We start from the raw sequence: 17,116 nt of genomic DNA on the forward strand, positions 1-17,116 counted from the left end.
TATTTTTAAAAAATGGCAAGTACATCAGACATCAGAAATGGTTTATGTATTAGATATAACCACGATATATATAAAATAATTGAGTTTTTACACGTAAAACCGGGAAAAGGTCCCGCTTTTGTAAGAACTAAACTAAAAAGCTTAACTACAGGAAAAGTTTTAGACAATACTTTTTCTGCGGGTCATAAAATTGATGACGTAAGAGTAGAAACTCACAAGTATCAGTTTTTGTATGCAGAAGGGAATGATTTCCATTTTATGCATACTGAAACATACGAACAAATATCACTTCAAAAAGATATTCTTGATGCTCCGGATTTATTAAAAGAAGGAGAAAATGTAATGGTTATTGTAAATACTGAAAATGATATGCCTTTATCAGTAGATATGCCACCATCAGTTATACTTGAAGTAACATACGCTGAACCCGGTGTTAAAGGTAATACGGCAACAAATGCAACAAAACCTGCTACAGTTGAAACCGGCGCAACCGTAAATGTACCTTTATTTATTAATGAAGGTGACAAAATTAAAATAGATACTGCTACAGGTTCATACCAGGAGCGCGTTAAGGAGTAAGGTATACCTTATCCTTTAGTAATATAATTGATAACTGTGTTGATGTATGAAGTTTCCTAAAGTATATCCTTTAAAAGATATAGCAGCGCTTATAGATAGTAAATATGTTGGAGCTGACTATTTTCCTGTGCATGGTATGAATGAAATACATGTAGTTGAAGCAGGCGATATTGTTTTTGTAGACCACCCAAAATATTATGATAAAGCATTACAATCTGCTGCTACAATTGTTTTGATAAATAAAGAAGTGGATTGTCCTGATGGTAAAGCTTTGCTTATATCTGATGATCCTTTTAGGGACTTTAATAAACTTACGCAATATTTCAGACCGTTTCAATCTTCAAACTCCTCTATATCACCTTCTGCTAAAATAGGAGAGGGTACTATTATACAACCCAATACTTTTGTAGGAAATAATGTTACTATAGGGAAAAATTGCATAATACATTCCAATGTATGTATATATGATAATACAGTTATAGGAGATAATGTAATTATCCATGCCGGAACTGTACTTGGTGCAGATGCATTTTATTATAAAAAACGTCCTGAAGGCTTCGATCAGTTGCTTTCAGGTGGTAGAGTAATTATTGAAAATAATGTAGGATTGGGAGCTTTATGTACTATAGATAAGGGCGTAACAGGAGATACCACTATTGGCGCAGGAACAAAAATTGATAATCAGGTACATATAGGACATGATACCGTTGTAGGTAAAAAATGTTTAATAGCTGCTCAAACAGGTATTGCCGGTTGTGTAGTTATAGAAGATGAAGTTACTATATGGGGTCAGGTTGGCACAACAAGTGGTATAACAATAGGCACTAAAGCAGTGCTATTGGCGCAATCAGGTATTGGTAAATCTCTTGAAGCCGGTAAAGTATATTTTGGTTCTCCTGCGGAGGAATCAAGAGAAAAAATGAAGCAACTGGTAAATGTAAAACGAATACCTGATATTCTGGATAAATTAAACAAAAAGCAATAATAGTATGGATGCAAAAGAGTTTATAACGGCATATTATAAATCTGATGCGTATGGCAATCCTGAAGTAATGGAAAGGTTTGTTCATAAAGACGTTATATTAGAATGGCGAAACTCCAAAGGACTTTCTAAGCTTAATAAGGAAGATATGTTGAATTTTATAAAAGAGCTTAAGCGTTCATACTCTTCATACAGAATAGAAATAAATAATGTTGTGGCAGATGGCAATAAAGCATCTGTACAATATACTCACTATGCAGATGCAATAGAAAACCCTGAGGAAGAAATAGTACTGGGGTATTTTATGGCTATTTGGGAGATTAAAGATAAAAAGCTTTACAGAGGTTATCTGATAAGCCAGACAGGGTAAACAAACTGATTTTTCTTTACCCTACTAATAAGTAAAAAATTTAAGTAAGATTTTTTTGCAAATTTAATCTATAAATAGCGCAAAAAACTTTATATATTTTAAGTAAACAGCTATTTTTGCATAGCGATTTTTAAATAATTAAAAAATATATCCATGAGTGTTTTAGTTAATAAAGATTCCAAAATAATTGTTCAGGGATTTACAGGAAGCGAAGGTACCTTCCATGCTACCCAGATGATTGAATATGGTACCAACGTTGTAGGCGGTGTAACCCCGGGAAAAGGAGGAACAACACACCTTGACAGACCTGTGTTTAATACTGTGAAAGATGCAGTAGAAGTTGCAGGAGCTGATACTACAATTATATTTGTTCCGCCTGCATTTGCTGCTGATGCAATTATGGAAGCGGCCGAAGCCGGTATTAAAGTAATTATTACTATTACTGAAGGTATTCCGGTAGCGGATATGATTAAAGCTTATGACTATATTCAAGATAAAGACTGTAGACTTATAGGTCCTAACTGCCCTGGAGTTATTACACCTGAAGAGGCAAAAGTAGGTATTATGCCGGGCTTTGTATTCAAAAAAGGTAATGTAGGTATTGTTTCAAAATCAGGTACTCTTACTTACGAAGCGGCTGACCAAGTTGTAAAACAAGGTTTAGGTATAACTACTGCTATTGGTATTGGTGGTGACCCAATTATTGGTACAACTACTAAAGAAGCTGTAGAATTACTAATGAATGACCCTGAAACTGAATGTATAGTTATGATAGGGGAGATAGGCGGACAGCTTGAAGCTGACGCTGCTAAATGGGTGAAAGAAAACGGAAACAAAAAACCTGTAGTTGGTTTTATTGCCGGAGAAACTGCACCTAAAGGAAGAACTATGGGGCACGCAGGTGCTATTGTAGGTGGTGCTGATGATACTGCTGAAGCTAAAAAGCGTATTATGAGAGAAAATGGAATTCACGTAGTAGATTCTCCTGCTGAAATTGGTAAAAAAGTAAAAGAGGTTTTAGCATAATTCTAAACCTGAATGATAAATAAAAAAAGCTCTGTGTTTTACAGAGCTTTTTTTATTTATAGAAATGTTATAGTAAAGGAAATTAAGGCTTTAATACTACTTTTACACAATTATCTTTTTTATTGCAGAATATGTCATACATATCAGGTGCCTTACTTAAAGGAACATTATGTGTAATAATATCATTAAGCACTACTTTATCTGTCTCTACAAGGTCAATAAGATGGTCAATATAATTATGTACAGGAGCCTGCCCGCCTCTTATTTTTAAAGCCTTATCAAACCATTGGTGTAAAGGAAAATTATCATAAGGAGTACCGTAAACACCTAATACACTAACTGTTCCGCCACGACGCACAGCATCTAAACATAATTTCAAGGCATTAATAGAGCCCATTTCTCCTTGTATAAGGTTTTTCGCTTTTGCCAGCATACTTCTGTCAGCTTCCATACCTACCGCATCTACACATACATCAGCTCCATATCCTTTAGTCATATCGCGTATAACTTCTATAGCATCTACTTCTTTAGAATTAATGGTTTCTACATTTGCGGATTTTTTGGCCATATCAAGCCTGTATTGCTGTATATCTACCCCAATTACTCTTTTAGCACCCCTCAACCATGCAGATTTCATAGCCATAATACCCACAGGACCACACCCAAAGACTACTACTGTTTCCCCGCCTTTTAGTTCTGCCCAGTCAATACCTGCCCATCCGGTAGGGAAAATATCCGTAAGGAAAAGTGCTTGTTCATCTGTAAGCTTGTCTGAAATTTTTCTTGGTCCGTAGTCAGCGTAAGGAACCCGCACATATTCAGCCTGTCCTCCACTATACCCTCCATATAAGTCAGTATAACCGAAAAGCGCGCCTCCTTTTCCGTCCAGCATTCCACCTTCAGGACCATAATGTTCAGGGTTACTGTTTTCACATTGTGTAGGGAGATTTATGTTACAAAAATGACAATGCCCGCATGAAATAGGGAAGGGGACTACCACACGGTCTCCCTTTTTAAGGTTTTTTACATCTTTACCTACTTCTTCAACAATTCCCATGAATTCATGTCCTACAACCATGTTTTCAGCCTGTGGAATAAATCCGTTATAAATATGTAAATCCGATCCGCAAATAGCTGTGGAAGTAACTTTTAATATTACATCATGATCTTCTTCAATTATAGGATCATCAACGGTATCTACACGTACATCTTTTGGTTTGTGAAATACTAATGCTTTCATAATACTATAAATTTAATGGTTAGAAAAATAAAGCCTGATGAGAATCAGGCTTTTCTGCAAATGATTTGCAATAGAAGATCTGATAATTATTTATTTTTATCAGCTTCAAAATTAATGTCATTATAAGCAGTATCGGTAAGAGTTTGGTCTGCTGCTTTTTCTTCTTTTAGCGTTTCATGCAGTAATTTTGCAGCCTCATCCTGTCCTAATGTTTTTGCAAAGGCACAAATAGTACCATAGGTAGCAATTTCATAATGCTCAATTTTTTGAGAAGCGGCAATAATACCTGCATCACGCACCGCTCCCGGTTTGGTACTTTCCATAATATCCTCTCCTTCTTTAAGCAAACCATCCATTGCTTCACATTTTTCGCCGGATGCTTTTTCTCCTATAAGTTCAAATGCTTTTTCTAAACGCTCAATATGACCTTCTGTTTCTTTAGTATGGTCTTCAATAGCTTTTTTTAAGCTTTCTGTGGTAGCATTTTTAGCAATTTTAGGTAATTTCTTTAAAAGTGCATTCTCAGCCCAATAGATATCTTTAAGACTGTCAATATACAATGACTTAAGGTCTTTTGCTGCACCTGAACTTGTTTTTACTTCTTTGTTTGTTGCTTTAGATTTAGTTTCTGTTGCCATGATAATTAAATTTTTTTAGTTAAATTTTTATATTGTTTATTAAACTTCTCTATCAAATTTAGAAAACTGATTATGGGGCAGGTATTAAGTAAATCATAAAATAATTGCCTATAACACTAATTTAACTTAGTTTGTAGTAAAAGGTTTATTTTTACTAATACCAACAAATAAGACTATGAAAAAGGCGTTTAAACCGATTGTATTTCCTGACTCTAAAATTTTAATTTTAGGCACTATGCCGGGAGAAAAATCTTTAGAATTGCAACAGTATTATGGTAACAGGGGAAATCAGTTCTGGAAAATATTATTTACTATGTTTAATGAATCTTTTAGTACAGATTATGACATAAGAATAAAGTTATTGAAGAAATATGGTATTGCTTTATGGGATGTATTGCAGTTGTGCGAAAGGGAGGGGAGTCTTGACAGTAATATAAAAAATGAACAGTTTAACGACTTTAGCACTTTTTATAAAAAACATAAGCAAATAAAACATATTTTCTTTTCCAGTAAAAAGGCTGCTGCATATTACGATAAATATAAGGATAGGGAAGGTGTGTTGAGCTATGATGTACTGCCATCGCCCAGCGGAGCAAATGCAACTAAAACATTTGCTGAAAAATTAGAAATTTGGAAAGAAAAAATGCTGCCAATAATTAATGAATAATTAAGAGCAGCATTTTTTCTTTATTTATAACTTACTGTTTAAATTAAGTCATAAAGTATTTCTGTAACTTTTTCTGTCTGTAATTTCTTATTCGGGATTGCAGCATTTTCTTAAATCGGTTTTTTAAGTTCTTCAGTTTCATAGTCAATAGTTTTGTTAGTAAAAGTTGCTGCAAGTTCACACTTTATTCATCTAAAACCTTTAAATTTATATTAAACCTTTATTAATTAAGAAATATTTAAGACTTTTCAATACCTCTAAGTATTTCGGGTAAGTATATTATGATTTCAGTTCCGTTATTTTCCTCGCTTAAGGCTGTTATATAGCCATTATGGTTTCTTGCAATTTTTCGGCATAAAGCTAATCCTATACCAGTTCCTCCTTTCTCGGAACCTAACCTTTCAAACATTTCAAATATTTTATTTTTATAGATAGGGTCAAAACCAATACCGTCATCTTTAATTGTAAACTTTATGTATTTATCACCGGTTCTTAAAAAATCGTTATTGCTAACCTCCTCTTCACTCGCATGAGTATGTTTTATTTCAATATGAGGAGTCCCTTTACTAAATTTAAGTGAGTTGCTAAGTATGTTATGAAATAGCTGATAAATTTGTACAGGTATAGCTTTTATTTTGGGTAATTTATTAAAATTAATTTGTGCCTCTTTATCGCTTATTATTAATTCTAAATCAGATATGACATCGGTTACTATCGTATTAATATCAGTTTCTGAAATTAACTCATTGTTATTAGTATTAGTATATTGTAAAATGTCTTTAATAAGTTTAGACATCCTTTGGGTGGCAGCACTTATTTTATCAGCATACAATAAAGCATCTTCTTTTTCATTAATTTTGTCTTTTAGCATTTTGCTAAAAAACTCAATTTTTCTTAAAGGCTCTTGCAGGTCATGTGAAGCTACATAAGCATATTGCTCTAACTCTTTATTTTTGGCTTCAAGCTTTTTGTTATATTCTTTTATCCTGTCATCAGATAGTTTTCTTTCAGTTAAGTCGCGGGTAACTTTTGTATAACCGATTACTTTACCCTTATCATCATGTATGGCTGTAATTACAATACTACCCCAAAACTTGCTATCATCTTTTCGTCGTCTCCAACCTTCATGAGAAGCCCTGCCTTCAGTACGTGCTATTTCTAATAGCCTGTCAGGCATTTTATTTTCTCTGTCTTTTTTAAAGTAGAAGTTTTTAAAGCTCTTACCTATTATTTCGTAATTTTTATAACCTTTTATTTTTTCGGCACCTTTATTCCAACTTACAATATTTCCATCTATATCAAGCATTATAATAGCATAATCCTCAATTTCTTCAATCATTTGCTGGTATTGCAGTTCCATTCTTTTTTTATCCAGTTGTTGCTTTTCTTCAGCTTCACCTGCTTTTTGTTTAAGAATGTATCGCTCACTAATATCAATATGAGTATTTAATGCCCCTACCAGTTTACCTGAAGTATTGAATATAGGTTTAGGGGTAGATAGTATGTAAAATTTTTGTCCGTCTTTATTTTCAAGTATTACTTCCCCTGAATGTGGCTTTGCATGTTTGAGTGTTAATGCCATTGGAGCAGCATCTGTGGGTAGTGGTTTGCCCTCCATAGAATAGAGTTTCCAGCCTGTATGATAAAAATCTTTACCAAGTTCAGGTTTAAAACCCCAGTAAGTTACGGCTGCTTTATTATAAAAAGTAAGTCTTCCGTATTCATCACATGTATAAAACACTATTGGTAAAAATTCAATAAGTCTGGAAAAGTATTCTTCTTTAAGAATTGATATGCGTTCCTTTTCCGAAAGTGAATTATCACCATTCATAGCTGTTCCTTTATAACTATCCATCCAATTATAGTTTAATTAATCTCCCCCTAACAATACCAAATTTAATCAAGAATATTGAATTTTTTAAATTAACTTTAGAATATTACACCTAAACATGAAACTTAAACTAAAAAACACATCAAATTAACTTTTGTTTAATATATTTTTGTAACTTAGTAAGTAATTGATTTAAAGGATAATCCATTTTTAATTTTTAATGATGAAATATACTATTTATTGATGTAAGGGTGTAAAGCCGCTGTTGATATCTTTTTTAAGTAACACTAAATTTTACAAGGGCTATGAAGATTTTTAGATTTCTATTATCGTTATTTACTATTATTCTTACAGGTATAAGTATGGTGTTATTCTTTCCTGACCTCAGTACTTTTGAAGGTGTAATAAGCTTTGCTTTATTGGTTGTTTTGTTACTAATATGTACTATAGGTTGTATACTAAACTTTTCTTCCACATCAAAAAGTATTAGTAGGCAGAGTTAGTTTACAATAAATAAATATTTAAAAACAAGTTTATTATTTATAAAGTAATAAAAATAAAAAGGGCTGTATAAAACAGCCCTTTTATTAATAAAGTAAATAATTATTTACTCTGATTCTTCATTTCTTTTTCAATCATTTCGTAGAACTGACCGATTTTAGGAAGAATTATAATTCTTGTTCTTCTGTTTCTTGCTCTTCCTTCAGCCGTAGTATTAGCTTCAAGAGGTACATATTCCCCACGTCCGGCAGCAATAAGTCTTTCCGGGGCAATATTATAGTCTTCTTGCAGTACTCTAACAACAGATGTTGCACGTTTAACACTTAAATCCCAGTTATCCTGAAGTACCGGGTTTTTAATAGGCACATTATCAGTATGACCTTCTACCATACATTCAAAATCTGCTTTGTCTTTTACAATAGCAGCTACTTTACCAAGCACAACTTTAGCCTTATCAGTCACCTCATATCTACCACTCTTAAATAAAAGCTTATCAGCTATTGATATATATACCACGCCTTTCTCTACATTAACTTCAATATCCGGATCATCTACACCAACAGCTCTTTTAATACTTGTTACTAAAGCAAGTGTTACGGAGTCTTTACGCGTAAGCGCATCTTGTAATCTTGATATTTTTAAATCCTTTTCTTTAAGTGATTCTAAAGATTTTTCAATTGTTTCCGCGCCTTTTGTAGAAAGCGTAGCAAAATTATCTTTTGATTTGATAAGCTCAGAGTTACTCTCTTTTAAATCATCAATACGGGCAGTCATTACTTTCTTTTCTGCCAAGCAAGAGTTTAGTTTAACTGTTGCAGTGTTTAACTGATCTTGAATTTCTTTATTTTTAGCCTCAAGTTCTGCTATTTTTTTCTTAGAACCGCACGACGTAAGTGTAAGCGCAGCCACTGTTAATGCTAGAATAGTACGTTTCATAAATTTAAACATTTTTGTTTTTACAAAATTAATTATTAATAGGAAAAGGATTAACTACAAGTGCTATAAACTATTGTTAAAGTTGTCAACAAACTTTTTCTTATTTAACATATAGTAACGCCAAATAATGCTGTTTGTTTTATAGTAGCATTTGTTTTGCTTTTTATACCTCTTTTTAAGGAAATAAGGTAGTTTTAAGTAAAAATAATAGTGAGCTTTAAGTAACGCCCATAAATGTAAAACCTGCCCTTTTAGTAAATAATGCATTCCGGCAGCCCCATCCATAGCCAGTCTTACAAAAAGTACAGGGAAAAGCTTATTTGCAGGAAGATTTTTAAGCATCATCCAAAGTGAATTCCTGAAATTTAAAAACGTTTTGCGTGGATTATTAGTTTGTAGTGTTGCCCCGCCAACATGGTATATTATAGATTGTGAGCAAAATTTAGCTGTATATCCTTTATTAAAAGCGCGCCAGCACAAATCTATTTCTTCCTGATGGGCAAAAAAATCTTCATCAAAACCATTTAGCTCCCAAAACACATCCCTACGTACAAATAAACAAGCGCCCGAAGCCCAGAAAATTTCAGCATTGTCATTATACTGACCATTATCTTCCTCAATAGTATTTAAAATACGTCCCCTGCAAAAAGGAATTCCGTATTTATCAATATAACCACCGGCAGCACCGGCGTATTCAAAATGGTTTTTATTATAATAGTCCAGTATTTTAGGTTGTATAAAAGTAGTATTTGGTTCGCTGTCAAATAGTTGCAAAACGGGAGTCAACCAGTTTTCTGTAACTTCAACATCAGAGTTTAATAATACGTATATGTCTTCTTTAACTTCTTTTAAAGCTGCATTATATCCCCCCGCATAACCATAATTTTGTTTATTCTCGATTATTTTAATATCCGGGTAATTGGCTTTTAAAAAAGAAACAGAATCATCGGTAGAAGCATTATCGGCAACATATATAGCAGCTTCAGGAGAGTATTTTACAACATAAGGTAAAAAGTCTTGTAATAGATTTTTGCCATTCCAGTTTAATATAACTACAGCTATACGTTTCATTTATCGCTTTTAAATTCAGGGAGTTCTCTAAGGAAAACATATTTCTCCTCGTTATAGTCCATCCGGCAAAAGTAATGATTTAATCCGTTTGTAACCATCATATATCGGGCTTTTGCTGTCATATTATAACGTGCTATTTGGTCAAAAGTATCTTGTGTTATTTTTACACTAGGTGCTTTGCATTCTACTAACAAGAATACCGAGCCATCAGGTTCAAAAACTACAGCATCATAACGCTTAGTAAGTCCGTTTATTTTCAGTACCTTTTCAACGTTCGTGTAATTTTTAGGATAGTTATTATCCTGTAACAAAAACTGAATAACATGTTGGCGTACCCATTCTTCGGGAGTAAGAAGAATAAATTTTTTACGTATTTCGTCAAAAATAGCCACTCTATTTTCACTATTTTTGAACCGAAAGTTATATTCGGGAAAATTAAGCTTTTGCATCACGCAAAGTTATATTTTTAGGCTTTACACTCAAATCAAATAGAAATTTTAAAGTACAATTATTAGTGGACGAAGTTTTAGCAATAGTTAACGATATAAAAGCAGGGAATATTAAACCTATTTATTTTTTAATGGGTGAGGAACCTTATTATATAGACAAACTTGCTGAATATATAGAAGATAATGTACTAACGGAAGAAGAGAAAGGTTTTAACCAAATGGTTTTGTACGGAAAGGATGTGAGTGTTGAGGAAGTAGTTTCCAGCGCGCGCCGATACCCCATGATGGCAGACAGACAGGTAGTTATAGTAAAAGAAGCTCAGGAACTTGCCCGTACTATTGATAAGTTTGAAGCCTATGCTGAAAATCCACAACCTACTACAGTATTAGTGCTAGCTTACAAATACAAAACGCTTGATAAGCGTAAAAAAGTTACCAAACTAATTAATAAAACCGGAGTAGTTTTTGAAAGCAAAAAACTGTATGAAAATCAGGTAGGGGACTGGATAAAACGAGTGCTTTCCGGTAAAGGATACACTATTGAACCTAAAGCCGCTGCAATGCTGGTTGAGTTTTTGGGGAATGATTTAAGCCGAATAAGTAATGAGTTAGACAAACTCGCTATAATAATACCTAAGGGGAATGCTGTTACTCCACAAGATATAGAGGAAAATATAGGTATTAGTAAGGACTATAATATATTTGAGTTACGTAAAGCTATAGGACAACGAGATCAGCTAAAAGCATATAAAATAGCAGACTATTTTTCTCAGAATCCTAAAGATAACCCACTCGTTATGACTACGGGGCTTATATTTAGCTTTTTCTCACAGCTATTACAATATCACGGGCTTAAAGATAAAAGTATGGCAGCAAAAGTGCTTAAAGTAAATCCTTATTTCCTGAAAGACTATGATATAGCATTACGAAACTACCCAATGAAAAAAGTAAGTGCTATAGTAGCTACCCTAAAAGATATAGACCTTAAAAGCAAAGGAGTAGGGGGAAACTCAATACCGCAAGGAGACCTTTTAAAAGAAATGTTAGTAAAGATTTTTAATTAAGTCGCTAACTTTTTGAGATTTTGCCTATAATAGATTAATTTCACGATATTTGCATTCTTAAAATATTTAGAGAAAGATATATTATGGGGATGAATAAAAATACCATTTTTGGCTGGGCATCATTCATTATGTTCCTTATAGGTACAGCACTTGTTTTACTTGGTGTACTTAAGTATAAAGAATATGCTATAGGCTTTTCGGTGGTAGGTATAGGATTTTTTGCCATATCATGGGCATTTAATGCACTTAAAGGCAGAGTATAACAATTTTTGATATCACACTTAAAATAAACAATATACATGTCAGACGATAAGAAGGTAATATTCTCCATGTCTAAGGTTAGTAAAGCCTATCAGGGGAGTAATAAACAAGTATTAAAGGATATTTATTTAAGTTTCTTTTACGGAGCTAAAATTGGTATTCTTGGTTTAAACGGTTCAGGTAAATCAACCTTGCTTAAAATTATAGCAGGGGTAGAAAAAAGTTACCAAGGGGATGTAGTATTTGCTCCGGGTTATACAGTAGGCTATCTGGAACAAGAGCCTAAACTGGACGAAAGTAAAACCGTGATAGAAATTGTACGTGAGGGTGTAGCGGAAACAGTAGCGCTTCTTGACGAATTCAATAAAATAAACGACAGTTTTGCACTTCCTGAAGTATATGAGGATGCTGACAAGATGCAAAAACTAATGGATCGTCAGGCAGAACTTCAGGATAAAATAGATGCTTCGGGTGCTTGGGAACTTGATACTAAGCTCGAAATAGCTATGGATGCACTACGTACTCCGGAACCTGACACACCAATTAGTGTGCTTTCAGGAGGTGAAAAGAGACGTGTTGCATTATGTCGTTTATTATTACAAGAGCCTGATGTATTATTACTGGATGAACCTACCAACCACTTAGATGCAGAAAGTGTACTTTGGTTAGAACAACACTTACAGCAATACAAAGGTACTGTAATAGCTGTAACGCACGACCGTTATTTCCTTGATAATGTAGCAGGCTGGATATTAGAACTTGACAGAGGAGAAGGTATTCCATGGAAAGGAAATTACTCTTCTTGGCTAGACCAAAAGTCTAAACGTATGGAGCAGGAAGAAAAAACTGCTTCTAAGCGACGTAAAACATTAGAGCGAGAGCTTGACTGGGTCAGACAAGGGGCTAAAGGGCGTCAAACGAAACAGAAAGCTCGTTTACAAAACTATGACAGGTTATTAAATGAAGACCAAAAGCAGCTTGATGAAAAGCTGGAAATATACATACCTAATGGTCCGCGTTTGGGTACAAACGTAATTGATGCCAAAGGTGTGTCTAAAGCTTTTGGAGATAAATTATTGTATGATGATTTAAACTTCACTTTACCACAAGCAGGTATAGTTGGTATTATTGGACCTAACGGTGCCGGTAAAACTACTATATTTAAAATGATAATGGGCGAACAAACCCCAGATAAAGGTGAGTTTACAGTAGGCGAAACAGCAAAAATTGCTTATGTTGACCAGTCGCACAGTAATATAAATCCTGAAAAATCAATTTGGGAAAATTTCTGTGATGGACAGGAACTAATTATGATGGGAGGAAGACAAGTAAACTCTCGCGCATACCTTAGCCGATTTAACTTTAGTGGTAGTGAGCAAAATAAAAAAGTAAGCACACTATCAGGAGGGGAGCGTAACCGCCTTCACTTGGCAATGACTTTAAAAGAAGAAGGTAATGTATTACTTTTAGATGAGCCAACTAACGATTTAGATATTAATACATTACGTGCCCTTGAAGAAGGTTTGGAAAACTTTGCAGGGTGTGCAGTAGTAATATCGCACGACAGGTGGTTCTTAGACAGAATATGTACTCACATTCTTGCTTTTGAAGGAAACTCTGAAGTGTATTTCTTTGAAGGAAGTTTCTCTGATTACGAAGAGAATAAAAAGAAACGTCTTGGTGCTGATGTAACGCCTAAACGTATTAAATATAAAAAGCTGATAAGAAACTAATTTACAGTATTTCTTAAATTAAGAGCAATAAAAAAATCCCGATTAAATTTAATCGGGATTTTTTTATACTATTTTTTAGCTGTTGTGGCTGCTGTTCTTGATTAAAATCTGTATCTGATGGCGAGTGCGATATCCGGTCCGAAATCATCGTCTCTATAGTCATCTCCGAAATAAATCTCAGGACGGAAATCAAGTGCTAATTGTAGTGGTATATCAAAATTATATTCAATACCTATGTCACCTGCTATAAATAAAAAAGTTCCACTATCATCACCTTCAGCAGGTTCAGGTAAATTGTCATCATCAAATTCCCAAGAACCTAAACCACCACCGGCACCTACGTACCAGTTAAAGCCTCCTTCAATGTTCCATATCCATTGGTACAGAGCGGTTAGTTTAATAGCATCGTACTTTTTAGAGTCACGCCATCCCAAGTCAAGTTCTAGTCTGTTACTTTCACTAAAATAACGTTGGTATGAGACTTCGGCTCCAAAACCGTCATTATCTCCTAAACGTAAACCAATCGCATTAGCTTCCTGTGCTTTTGCGCTAAATCCGACTCCTATAAGCGCTACAGCAATCAAAAATAATCTCTTCATAAATATTGTTTTGGTTAATAATTAAGTCAAAATTACATGACAGGTAGCCAAACAACAGAAAAGATGTTAATTTATTAACACATATAATTTTGTTAAATTACTCTACACTATAGTTAACAAGTACCTCTTCTTGGTGTACAGCACTTGCTTCCGGTATAGGTAACTCTATAGGGTATTGTGATAAATCAGCCAGTTCATATTCAAAGTCAGTAACTACATGCACAACACCTATATTCTCAGCATAGTATTGTGTTGAGATTACTACGTCCTGCGCAGGCATTATATTAACAGGAATAGGCATACCGTTAAGATTGAAATTTATAGTAACCGAAAGGTTTAATTTCATTTCAACAGCTTTTACATTATTATATGTAACTCCATTAACAGTATAAGATTCCATGGATTCCTTTGCTGTGCTGGTAAGGGTATAGTCAAAATCTAAATCGTAACCCTCATATGTTTCAGAGATCTGATCACTGATACTACCCAATATTTGATTATTATTTGCATTGTCATTAAAAATAGGAAGATCATTAACCGAAGCCGTAAAAGGTAGGTCGGCATAAAAATCAAAATTCGCTTCTCCTGTAAGTAGTAATTGGCTTCCTGATTTTCTAACGTTATTATTTCTTAATGCGTTTGAGAAGAACCCCCATGCAGGATTTTCTGTTTGAAAAGTTTTGTAGGCTTCTCCGTTAATTTGTGTTTCACCATATATATATAATGAATCTCTTCCGGTACCGTTTTCAACAGCATCGCTCTCTACATCATATACCCAGTAATTAGAAGTTTCAAGTGGTAAAAAATCTCCTGTTGAAATTTGATTACCGGAATCATCGTCACTTGAACATGAAAAAAGAGCTACACTAAGTCCTAATAGTAAAATTTTGTTTTTCATAATGGTTTTGAATAGGTTAAGTTAGTTTTCTTGGCTAATATAACCAATTTAACTAATTTTTAAAGAGTTTGCTTTTCTTTATCAAAAACCAATGATGCTATAAGCTGATCACCTAATTCTGTTTCTAATTCAAAATATTCTTCTTCTTCAATTTCTTTTTCTGCATCTTCGTGCACATGTTGGTATAGTTTCCATCTTCTTTTATTGTACTCCAAAGCAGTAAGATTTTCAATCCAATCGCCAGAGTTCAGGTAGGTAACAGAACCTTTTTTATTTTCTATATTTTCAATTTTGGGTTCGTGTATATGACCGCATATTACATAATCATATCCGTTCTCAATAGCCAGTTCGGCAGCAGTATTTTCAAAATCAGATATAAACTTAACTGCTTTTTTTACACTCGATTTTATTTTTTTAGATAAAGAGTAAGGCTCTTTACCCATTTTCACCAAAATCCAGTTTATAAATCGGTTTAATAATATTAAATAGTCATAACCTATACCGCCCAGTTTGGCAATCCATTTTGCATGGTTTACAGAACTATCGAACACATCGCCATGGAAAAACCATGCTTTTTTACCGTTTAACTCCAAAACTACTTTATCTACTAACGAAATGTTACCCATAGAGGTATCACTAAACTTACGCAGCATTTCATCATGATTACCTGTAATGTAATATACTTTTGTACCTTTTGAAGCAAAGTCGATAAGTTTCTTTATTACTTTAAGGTGTGATTTTGGGAAATAAGATTTTCTAAATTGCCAGATGTCAATTATATCACCATTTAGTATTAGTGTTTTAGGCTTTATGGTACTAAGGTAAGAAAGAAGTTCCTTGGCATGGCACCCATACGTACCTAAGTGTACATCTGAAAGAACTACAAGATCAACAATCCTTTTTTTCATGAGATGTTTTCTGCAAAATACAACTATGAGTATAAATTGATTGTTATTATAAGATTACAAAATAGTTTACTTTTTAATATCCCTTATTATTATGTAATACTTTATTTAATAAACAACATAAGCTACATTTGTAGAAAAGTACATAAAACATGGCAGGTAATACATTCGGTAATATATTTAAGTTAACCACATTTGGCGAATCGCACGGGGAAGCAATAGGAGGGATAATAGATGGATGCCCTGCAGGTGTTGAATTAGATTTTGAAGCCATTCAAGTGGAAATGGACAGAAGAAAACCCGGACAGTCAAATATAGTAACACAGCGTAAAGAATCTGATATAGTAAAATTTAAATCAGGAATTTTTGAAGGTAAAACAACAGGAACACCTATAGGTTTTACTATTAAAAATAAAGATTACAAAAGTAAAGACTACTCACATATAAAAGATGTATACAGACCTTCTCACGCTGATTATGTTTATGAACAAAAATATGGTATAAGAGATTACAGGGGGGGAGGAAGGAGTTCTGCAAGGGAAACTGCCTGCAGGGTAGTAGCAGGAGCTATAGCCAAACAGCTAATTCCTAATATAAAAATTAACGCTTTTGTATCATCCGTAGGAAATATATTTATAGATAAGCCGTACCAAGCATTAGACTTTTCCTTAACTGAGACAAATAAAGTGCGGTGTCCTGATATTCCAACTGCCGAAAAAATGGAGGCATATATTAAAGAGGTTAGGAAAGAAGGAGATACTGTAGGAGGAACTATTACCTGCGTTATACAAAACGTGCCTGTTGGGTTGGGCGAGCCGGTTTTTGACAAACTGCATGCTGAGTTAGGAAAAGCAATGCTATCAATAAATGCAGTAAAAGGTTTTGAATATGGCAGTGGTTTTTGCGGAGCTAAAATGAAAGGAAGCGAGCATAATGATGCTTTTAATGCTGATGGAAGTACAAAAACAAACCTATCAGGGGGTATACAAGGCGGTATAAGTAATGGTATGGATGTTTATTTTAGAGTTGCTTTTAAGCCGGTTGCTACTTTAATACAAAGTCAGCAATCTATAGATAAAGCAGGAAACGAGGTAGAAATAAAAGGTAGAGGGAGACACGACCCGTGTGTAGTACCAAGAGCTGTCCCTATTATTGAAGCTATGGCAGCATTAGTTATTGCAGATTTTTACCTGTTAAATAATAAAGTAAAATTAACTTAATCCTAATACTTGATTCACAAATAACTAGACTCGTGGTTGAGATTTTTTCAGGAACGGTTTTTACTTTAAAATTGAAAATAACACAATAATATCAAGGCTTTTTGACGATATTAACATAATAAAAATTGTATCAGATTATTTTTTTA

At 33.8% G+C, this 17,116-nt stretch carries 18 protein-coding genes; 9 read left to right on the forward strand and 9 right to left on the reverse strand.

Going from position 1 to position 17,116, the window contains the following annotated elements; all coding sequences use genetic code 11:
* The first annotated feature begins 12 nt into the window (after positions 1 to 12).
* The 4 genes from efp to sucD all read left to right on the forward strand — a co-directional run bounded on the left by efp (position 13) and on the right by sucD (position 2,957).
* On the forward strand, positions 13 to 579 hold the full coding sequence (gene efp / locus IEW45_RS01230; protein WP_188619402.1) for an elongation factor P: 567 nt from the start codon (positions 13 to 15) through the stop codon (positions 577 to 579).
* Positions 580 to 625: 46 nt separating this feature from the next.
* Entirely contained in the window at positions 626 to 1,564 is a 939-nt protein-coding gene (locus tag IEW45_RS01235; protein ID WP_188619403.1) for a UDP-3-O-(3-hydroxymyristoyl)glucosamine N-acyltransferase, read from the forward strand.
* A 4-nt stretch (positions 1,565 to 1,568) separates the two neighbouring features.
* Positions 1,569 to 1,931, forward strand: a complete 363-nt coding sequence (locus tag IEW45_RS01240) for a nuclear transport factor 2 family protein (RefSeq protein ID WP_188619404.1) — start codon at positions 1,569 to 1,571, stop codon at positions 1,929 to 1,931.
* Between the two features lie 153 nt (positions 1,932 to 2,084).
* Positions 2,085 to 2,957 (forward strand): succinate--CoA ligase subunit alpha, encoded by an 873-nt coding sequence (sucD, locus tag IEW45_RS01245; RefSeq protein WP_188619405.1) that lies wholly within the window; start codon positions 2,085 to 2,087, stop codon positions 2,955 to 2,957.
* Positions 2,958 to 3,039: 82 nt separating this feature from the next.
* On the opposite strand, the gene IEW45_RS01250 is transcribed toward sucD, so the two are convergent.
* Positions 3,040 to 4,197, reverse strand: coding sequence for a zinc-dependent alcohol dehydrogenase (locus tag IEW45_RS01250; protein ID WP_188619406.1), 1,158 nt, complete (start codon positions 4,195 to 4,197; stop codon positions 3,040 to 3,042).
* Between the two features lie 86 nt (positions 4,198 to 4,283).
* Entirely contained in the window at positions 4,284 to 4,835 is a 552-nt protein-coding gene (locus IEW45_RS01255) for a YciE/YciF ferroxidase family protein (protein WP_188619407.1), read from the reverse strand.
* Between the two features lie 175 nt (positions 4,836 to 5,010).
* Between IEW45_RS01255 and IEW45_RS01260 the strand changes: the two genes are divergently transcribed.
* Positions 5,011 to 5,502 carry a DNA-deoxyinosine glycosylase gene (locus IEW45_RS01260; protein ID WP_188619408.1) on the forward strand — a complete coding sequence of 164 codons (492 nt, stop codon included), beginning with the start codon at positions 5,011 to 5,013 and terminating at the stop codon, positions 5,500 to 5,502.
* A 238-nt stretch (positions 5,503 to 5,740) separates the two neighbouring features.
* Here the strand turns inward: IEW45_RS01260 and IEW45_RS01265 are convergent, their stop codons facing one another.
* The 4 genes from IEW45_RS01265 to IEW45_RS01280 all read right to left on the reverse strand — a co-directional run bounded on the left by IEW45_RS01265 (position 5,741) and on the right by IEW45_RS01280 (position 10,290).
* Positions 5,741 to 7,357 carry a PAS domain S-box protein gene (locus IEW45_RS01265; RefSeq protein WP_188619409.1) on the reverse strand — a complete coding sequence of 539 codons (1,617 nt, stop codon included), beginning with the start codon at positions 7,355 to 7,357 and terminating at the stop codon, positions 5,741 to 5,743.
* A gap of 579 nt (positions 7,358 to 7,936) precedes the next feature.
* Positions 7,937 to 8,770 carry an OmpA/MotB family protein gene (locus IEW45_RS01270; RefSeq protein ID WP_188619410.1) on the reverse strand — a complete coding sequence of 278 codons (834 nt, stop codon included), beginning with the start codon at positions 8,768 to 8,770 and terminating at the stop codon, positions 7,937 to 7,939.
* A gap of 63 nt (positions 8,771 to 8,833) precedes the next feature.
* Complete coding sequence (locus tag IEW45_RS01275) at positions 8,834 to 9,841, reverse strand: glycosyltransferase family 2 protein (protein WP_188619411.1); 1,008 nt, start codon at positions 9,839 to 9,841, stop codon at positions 8,834 to 8,836.
* Entirely contained in the window at positions 9,838 to 10,290 is a 453-nt protein-coding gene (locus IEW45_RS01280; protein WP_188619412.1) for a type I restriction enzyme HsdR N-terminal domain-containing protein, read from the reverse strand. Before IEW45_RS01280 ends, IEW45_RS01275 begins: the two co-directional genes overlap by 4 nt.
* Positions 10,291 to 10,355: 65 nt before the next feature.
* Between IEW45_RS01280 and holA the strand changes: the two genes are divergently transcribed.
* The 3 genes from holA (at position 10,356) to ettA (ending at position 13,348) form a co-directional block, all read left to right on the forward strand.
* On the forward strand, positions 10,356 to 11,354 hold the full coding sequence (gene holA, locus IEW45_RS01285; protein ID WP_188619413.1) for a DNA polymerase III subunit delta: 999 nt from the start codon (positions 10,356 to 10,358) through the stop codon (positions 11,352 to 11,354).
* An 89-nt stretch (positions 11,355 to 11,443) separates the two neighbouring features.
* A complete protein-coding gene (locus tag IEW45_RS01290; protein WP_373283149.1) occupies positions 11,444 to 11,617 on the forward strand; it encodes a CAL67264 family membrane protein in 174 nt (57 codons plus the stop codon).
* Between the two features lie 36 nt (positions 11,618 to 11,653).
* Positions 11,654 to 13,348, forward strand: a complete 1,695-nt coding sequence (gene ettA, locus IEW45_RS01295) for an energy-dependent translational throttle protein EttA (RefSeq protein ID WP_188619415.1) — start codon at positions 11,654 to 11,656, stop codon at positions 13,346 to 13,348.
* A 101-nt stretch (positions 13,349 to 13,449) separates the two neighbouring features.
* On the opposite strand, the gene IEW45_RS01300 is transcribed toward ettA, so the two are convergent.
* The 3 genes from IEW45_RS01300 to IEW45_RS01310 form a co-directional block, all read right to left on the reverse strand.
* Positions 13,450 to 13,947: an outer membrane beta-barrel protein gene (locus tag IEW45_RS01300; protein ID WP_188619416.1), complete on the reverse strand. Its 498-nt coding sequence runs from the start codon at positions 13,945 to 13,947 to the stop codon at positions 13,450 to 13,452.
* A 97-nt stretch (positions 13,948 to 14,044) separates the two neighbouring features.
* Positions 14,045 to 14,845 carry a hypothetical protein gene (locus IEW45_RS01305; protein WP_188619417.1) on the reverse strand — a complete coding sequence of 267 codons (801 nt, stop codon included), beginning with the start codon at positions 14,843 to 14,845 and terminating at the stop codon, positions 14,045 to 14,047.
* Positions 14,846 to 14,904: 59 nt separating this feature from the next.
* On the reverse strand, positions 14,905 to 15,753 hold the full coding sequence (locus tag IEW45_RS01310; RefSeq protein ID WP_188619418.1) for a UDP-2,3-diacylglucosamine diphosphatase: 849 nt from the start codon (positions 15,751 to 15,753) through the stop codon (positions 14,905 to 14,907).
* A gap of 149 nt (positions 15,754 to 15,902) precedes the next feature.
* On the opposite strand from IEW45_RS01310, the gene aroC reads away from it, so the two are divergent.
* Entirely contained in the window at positions 15,903 to 16,970 is a 1,068-nt protein-coding gene (aroC, locus tag IEW45_RS01315) for a chorismate synthase (protein WP_188619419.1), read from the forward strand.
* Positions 16,971 to 17,116: the final 146 nt, after the last annotated feature.

It is taken from the genome of Flavobacterium suaedae (genome assembly GCF_014642915.1).
GTDB classification, from domain to species: Bacteria; Bacteroidota; Bacteroidia; order Flavobacteriales; family Flavobacteriaceae; genus Flavobacterium; species Flavobacterium suaedae.

Excerpts from the sequence above, each read along its gene's own strand:
- IEW45_RS01235 (WP_188619403.1), top strand. The coding sequence starts at position 626 with ATGAAGTTTCCTAAAGTATATCCTTTAAAAGATATAGCAGCGCTTATA.
- IEW45_RS01305 (WP_188619417.1), bottom strand. The coding sequence starts at position 14,845 with ATGAAAAACAAAATTTTACTATTAGGACTTAGTGTAGCTCTTTTTTCA.
- IEW45_RS01280 (WP_188619412.1), bottom strand. The coding sequence starts at position 10,290 with ATGCAAAAGCTTAATTTTCCCGAATATAACTTTCGGTTCAAAAATAGT.
- IEW45_RS01265 (WP_188619409.1), bottom strand. The coding sequence starts at position 7,357 with ATGGATAGTTATAAAGGAACAGCTATGAATGGTGATAATTCACTTTCG.
- ettA (WP_188619415.1), top strand. The coding sequence starts at position 11,654 with ATGTCAGACGATAAGAAGGTAATATTCTCCATGTCTAAGGTTAGTAAA.
- IEW45_RS01270 (WP_188619410.1), bottom strand. The coding sequence starts at position 8,770 with ATGAAACGTACTATTCTAGCATTAACAGTGGCTGCGCTTACACTTACG.
- aroC (WP_188619419.1), top strand. The coding sequence starts at position 15,903 with ATGGCAGGTAATACATTCGGTAATATATTTAAGTTAACCACATTTGGC.
- IEW45_RS01255 (WP_188619407.1), bottom strand. The coding sequence starts at position 4,835 with ATGGCAACAGAAACTAAATCTAAAGCAACAAACAAAGAAGTAAAAACA.
- efp (WP_188619402.1), top strand. The coding sequence starts at position 13 with ATGGCAAGTACATCAGACATCAGAAATGGTTTATGTATTAGATATAAC.
- IEW45_RS01310 (WP_188619418.1), bottom strand. The coding sequence starts at position 15,753 with ATGAAAAAAAGGATTGTTGATCTTGTAGTTCTTTCAGATGTACACTTA.
- IEW45_RS01240 (WP_188619404.1), top strand. The coding sequence starts at position 1,569 with ATGGATGCAAAAGAGTTTATAACGGCATATTATAAATCTGATGCGTAT.
- IEW45_RS01260 (WP_188619408.1), top strand. The coding sequence starts at position 5,011 with ATGAAAAAGGCGTTTAAACCGATTGTATTTCCTGACTCTAAAATTTTA.
- IEW45_RS01250 (WP_188619406.1), bottom strand. The coding sequence starts at position 4,197 with ATGAAAGCATTAGTATTTCACAAACCAAAAGATGTACGTGTAGATACC.
- sucD (WP_188619405.1), top strand. The coding sequence starts at position 2,085 with ATGAGTGTTTTAGTTAATAAAGATTCCAAAATAATTGTTCAGGGATTT.
- IEW45_RS01300 (WP_188619416.1), bottom strand. The coding sequence starts at position 13,947 with ATGAAGAGATTATTTTTGATTGCTGTAGCGCTTATAGGAGTCGGATTT.
- IEW45_RS01290 (WP_373283149.1), top strand. The coding sequence starts at position 11,444 with ATGAATAAAAATACCATTTTTGGCTGGGCATCATTCATTATGTTCCTT.
- IEW45_RS01275 (WP_188619411.1), bottom strand. The coding sequence starts at position 9,841 with ATGAAACGTATAGCTGTAGTTATATTAAACTGGAATGGCAAAAATCTA.